This is a genomic window from Staphylococcus sp. GDY8P57P, assembly GCF_017892585.1.
GTDB classification, from domain to species: Bacteria; Bacillota; Bacilli; order Staphylococcales; family Staphylococcaceae; genus Staphylococcus; species Staphylococcus borealis.
The window spans coordinates 1-4,867 of sequence record NZ_JAESLK010000024.1 but is presented as its reverse complement, the minus strand read 5'-3'; the positions used below and the strand labels follow the sequence as shown (position 1 = coordinate 4,867).

The following is a 4,867-nucleotide window of genomic DNA, read 5'->3' as shown; positions in this document are numbered from 1 at the left end:
CTCCAAAACTGAACTACTTAAAATAAGATACGTTGCTTTTTCGATTGATGAACACCTATAATTAAACTATTCATCTATTATTTATAATTTTTTGTATATACAATATTTCTAGTTTGTTAAAGAGAATTAAGAAAATAAATCTCGAAAATAATAGAGGGAAAATCAGTTTTTGATATCAAAATTATACATGTCAACGATAATACAAAATATAATACAAAATATAAGATGTTATCAGTATTTATTATGCATTTAGAATATTAAAATTCCTTCATTACACTCTTGGCGGTTTCACTTATCAACTTATCATTTGGCTTATCACTTTTATTGTCTTTATTCGTAAAAATGACTAAAACAATAGGTTCAGATTGGCCCTTAGGATAAACAAAAGCAACATCATTTCTAGAAGCATATGTTATTGCTTGACCACTTTTATCAGCAACCTTATAGTCTTTTGGAACACCGTCTTTAATTAAAGTATCTCCGCTTTTATTATTTAACATTAAATCAAGTAAGAATTTTTTGTTTTCTTTGCTTAATTTTCCATTTGCGATAAGTTTATTTAAAGTCTTACCGAAAGCAGCAGGTGTTGAAGTATCTTTTTTGCTCTTTGGTGAATAGTAATTTAATTCTATCTCATATCTAACTGGATTTGTTACTTTATCTCCTAGTTCTTTTAGACGTTGTTTAACTTTTTTGATTCCACCGATTTCTTTTATAATTTTATTGTTTGCTGTATTATCACTATATGTCATTGAAGCCTCAATAAGTGCTTTTAAAGTGATATCTTTTCCTACATATTTTTCTAAAATAGGAGAATAAGCAACTATATCATCTTTGTTAATATGTACTTTTTTATTTAACTTATTATAAGGTACTTGTTCTAACAAAATAGCACTATTTATCGCTTTTGAAGTTGAAGCATAGGCAAATCTCTTATCTGAATTAAATTTTACTTCCTTACCACTTTTAGTATCTAAAGCATAAACACCAATATGAGCATTATATTTTTTTTCTAAATCATTTAACTCTTTGGCATGTGAACTGTTTGAATTACATGCACTTAAAACTAAAGCAATTACAATTAAAAATATTAACTTTTTCAAAATAAACCCTCCGATATTACAGTTGTAATTTTTATAAATCAATAATATTACAATTGTAATATCGGTGTCAATAGTTTATTATAAATATTTGAAAGAAGGTGTTGAAATGGCTAAGTTATTAATAATGAGCATAGTAAGCTTTTGTTTTATATTTCTATTGTTATTATTTTTTAGGTACATATTAAAACGCTATTTTAATTATATGTTAAATTATAAAGTTTGGTATCTAACTCTTCTTGCAGGATTAATTCCTTTCATTCCTATTAAATTCTCTCTTTTTAAATTTAATAATGTGAATAATCAAGCGCCCACAGTTGAAAGTAAGTCACACGACTTGAACCATAACATAAATACCACCAAACCTATTCAAGAGTTCGCAACAGATATCCATAAGTTTAATTGGGATTCAATTGATAATATCTGCACAGTTATTTGGATAGTTTTAGTTATTATTTTAAGTTTTAAATTTTTGAAAGCCTTATTATATCTTAAATATTTAAAGAAACAGTCACTTTATCTAAACGAAAATGAAAAAAATAAAATAGATACGATACTTTTCAACCATCAATATAAAAAAAATATTGTGATTCGAAAAGCAGAGACTATTCAATCTCCAATAACTTTTTGGTATGGGAAATATATTATTTTAATTCCTAGTTCATATTTTAAAAGTGTAATTGACAAAAGACTAAAATATATAATATTGCATGAATATGCTCATGCTAAAAATAGAGATACTTTACATTTAATTATCTTTAATATCTTCTCTATTATTATGAGTTACAATCCATTAGTACATATTGTAAAAAGAAAGATAATTCATGACAATGAAGTAGAAGCCGATAGATTTGTCCTTAATAATATTAACAAAAATGAATTTAAAACTTATGCGGAATCTATTATGGACTCCGTATTAAATGTTCCATTTTTTAATAAAAATATATTAAGCCATTCATTTAATGGTAAAAAGTCATTACTCAAAAGAAGATTAATTAATATAAAAGAAGCCAATCTGAAAAAACAGTCCAAATTAATTCTAATTTTTATTTGTATTTTTACTTTTTTGCTCATGGTAATTCAAAGCCAGTTTTTGATGGGGCAATCCATAACTGATTATAATTATAAAAAGCCCTTACACAACGATTACCAAATTTTAGATAAAAGTAAAATTTTTGGTTCAAATAGTGGATCTTTCGTCATGTACAGCATGAAGAAAGACAAATACTATATTTATAACGAAAAAGAAAGTAGAAAAAGGTATTCTCCTAATTCAACTTATAAAATTTATTTAGCTATGTTTGGACTTGACCGACATATTATAAATGATGAAAATTCACGTATGTCATGGAATCATAAGCATTACCCTTTTGATGCTTGGAATAAGGAACAAGATTTAAATACAGCAATGCAAAATTCAGTTAATTGGTACTTCGAACGTATTAGCGATCAAATACCAAAGAACTATACTGCGACTCAACTCAAGCAATTAAATTATGGTAATAAAAATTTGGGAAGTTATAAAAGCTATTGGATGGAAGATAGTTTGAAAATATCTAATCTTGAACAAGTAATAGTTTTTAAAAATATGATGGAACAAAATAACCATTTTAGTAAAAAAGCAAAGAATCAATTATCTTCTTCATTATTGATTAAGAAAAATGAAAAGTATGAACTGTATGGGAAAACAGGTACAGGTATAGTAAACGGGAAGTATAATAATGGGTGGTTTGTAGGTTACGTAATTACAAATCATGATAAGTATTATTTTGCTACACATTTATCAGATGGAAAGCCATCTGGGAAAAATGCTGAATTAATCAGTGAAAAAATATTAAAAGAAATGGGTGTTTTAAATGGCCAATAAGCAAGTTGAAATATCTATGGCTGAATGGGATGTTATGAATATAATATGGGGTAAAAAATCAGTATCAGCTAATGAAATTGTAGTTGAAATTCAAAAATATAAAGAAGTTAGCGATAAAACGATTAGAACATTAATCACAAGACTATATAAAAAAGAGATTATAAAACGATACAAATCAGAGAATATTTATTTTTACTCATCAAATATTAAAGAAGACGATATTAAAATGAAAACTGCTAAAACCTTTCTTAATAAACTGTATGGAGGGGACATGAAAAGTTTAGTGCTGAATTTTGCGAAAAATGAAGAATTAAATAACAAAGAAATTGAAGAATTGCGAGACATTTTAAATGATATTAGTAAAAAGTAATTAGAGATATGTTTCAAACATAATACATATGTAAACTATGCTTGACTCTTATTAAATTAGTTTTGTTAATAACATTTAAAATATATTATTAAAGATGAGAGTGTACAGAAAATAACCATTTTCTGTACACTCTCTTTTTATGCCGAAATAAGTGAGTAATACATATATTTTCGTGTTCAAAAACCCAACAAAAAATCTATGTTCACAAAAGACCTTGAAATTAAGTTATGGTACACTGTTATGTATATAGGAGGTTTGTATTTTGAAAATAGGTTATGCAAGAGTTTCAACTGGATTACAAAATCTGAATTTACAGGAGGACCGATTAAACGCATATGGTTGTGAAAAGATATTTAGCGACCATATTAGTGGTTCAAAAAGTAAAAGACCTGGATTAGATAAAGCAATTGAATTTGCGAGATCAGGAGATACGATTGTTGTTTGGAGACTCGACAGACTAGGACGTAATATGGAGGATTTAATCACATTAGTTAATGAGCTTAACGAACGAGGTGTAAGTTTCCATAGTTTAGAAGAAAATATAACGATGGATAAATCAAGTTCTACAGGACAATTATTATTTCATTTATTCGCAGCGTTTGCAGAATTTGAACGAAATTTAATTTTAGAACGTTCTTCAGCTGGCCGAATTGCAGCACGTGCTAGAGGACGCTATGGAGGTAGACCCGAAAAATTAAATCAAAAAGATTTAAACTTACTTAAGACACTTTATGATAATGGCACGCCAATTAAGACAATTGCAGAGCAGTGGCAAGTTTCACGTACAACGATTTATCGTTACCTCAATAAATTGGAGGAAAAGGAAGATGAAAAACAAGGAGAAGTATCTAACTAATTTTTCTGAAGCCAAACGTAAAGAAGCTACTCAAAAGTACAATATTATAAAACCTTTTATCTTGGGCAAGCAATCTTTATCAAGCATTTCTAAAAGCAAAGGTATTGCGTTAAGTACACTTTATAGGTGGAATAAATTATATAAGGAACAAGGTCTTACTGGTCTAATTCATAATACAAGAGTTGATAAAGGTGAGCATAAATTAAAACAAAACATAATAGACGAGATTAAACGCCTTGCACTCAAGAATAAAAGAAATAGTATTGCTACGATTCATAGGAAAATCGCTAATTATTGTATAGAGAATAATTTTTATAAACCAAGTTATAAACAAGTTTATAGTATTATTAAAGCAATGCCTAAGTCTGTTATTGATTTCTCTCACCAAGGTGAAAAATACTATCAAAATAAGTACGATTTAATACAAATAAGAGAATCCTCAAGACCCAATGAAATATGGCAAGCCGACCATACTTTGCTAGATATTTATATATTAGATCAAAAAGGTAATATCAATAGACCATGGCTAACCATTACTATAGTCGTGCAATTGCAGGCTACTTTATAAGTTTTGATGCTCCTAATGCTCAAAACACAGCATTAACACTACACCAAGCAATATGGAATAAGAATAATACCAATTGGCCAGTATGTGGTATACCCGAAAAATTCTA

Annotated in this window: 4 protein-coding genes and 1 pseudogene; 4 read left to right on the top strand and 1 reads right to left on the bottom strand. The window is 27.7% G+C overall.

Going from position 1 to position 4,867, the window contains the following annotated elements; genetic code table 11:
- Positions 1 to 257: 257 nt before the first annotated feature.
- On the bottom strand, positions 258 to 1,103 hold the full coding sequence (locus KA878_RS09735; RefSeq protein ID WP_000733283.1) for a BlaZ family penicillin-hydrolyzing class A beta-lactamase PC1: 846 nt from the start codon (positions 1,101 to 1,103) through the stop codon (positions 258 to 260).
- A 106-nt stretch (positions 1,104 to 1,209) separates the two neighbouring features.
- Here KA878_RS09735 and blaR1 point away from each other — a divergent pair, with 106 nt between their 5' ends.
- The 4 genes and pseudogenes from blaR1 to KA878_RS09715 form a co-directional block, all read left to right on the top strand.
- Entirely contained in the window at positions 1,210 to 2,967 is a 1,758-nt protein-coding gene (gene blaR1, locus KA878_RS09730; RefSeq protein WP_001096374.1) for a beta-lactam sensor/signal transducer BlaR1, read from the top strand.
- On the top strand, positions 2,957 to 3,337 hold the full coding sequence (gene blaI / locus KA878_RS09725; RefSeq protein WP_001284656.1) for a penicillinase repressor BlaI: 381 nt from the start codon (positions 2,957 to 2,959) through the stop codon (positions 3,335 to 3,337). The genes blaR1 and blaI overlap by 11 nt, the downstream gene beginning before the upstream one ends.
- Positions 3,338 to 3,599: 262 nt before the next feature.
- Positions 3,600 to 4,193, top strand: a complete 594-nt coding sequence (locus KA878_RS09720; RefSeq protein WP_000690628.1) for a recombinase family protein — start codon at positions 3,600 to 3,602, stop codon at positions 4,191 to 4,193.
- Positions 4,165 to 4,867, top strand: a pseudogene (locus KA878_RS09715) (Mu transposase C-terminal domain-containing protein); the annotation flags it as partial. The gene KA878_RS09720 and the pseudogene KA878_RS09715, both read left to right, overlap by 29 nt.

What these genes read in the sequence shown, in the direction of transcription:
- blaI (WP_001284656.1), top strand. Translation starts at nt 2,957, where the DNA reads ATGGCCAATAAGCAAGTTGAAATATCTATGGCTGAATGGGATGTTATG.
- blaR1 (WP_001096374.1), top strand. Translation starts at nt 1,210, where the DNA reads ATGGCTAAGTTATTAATAATGAGCATAGTAAGCTTTTGTTTTATATTT.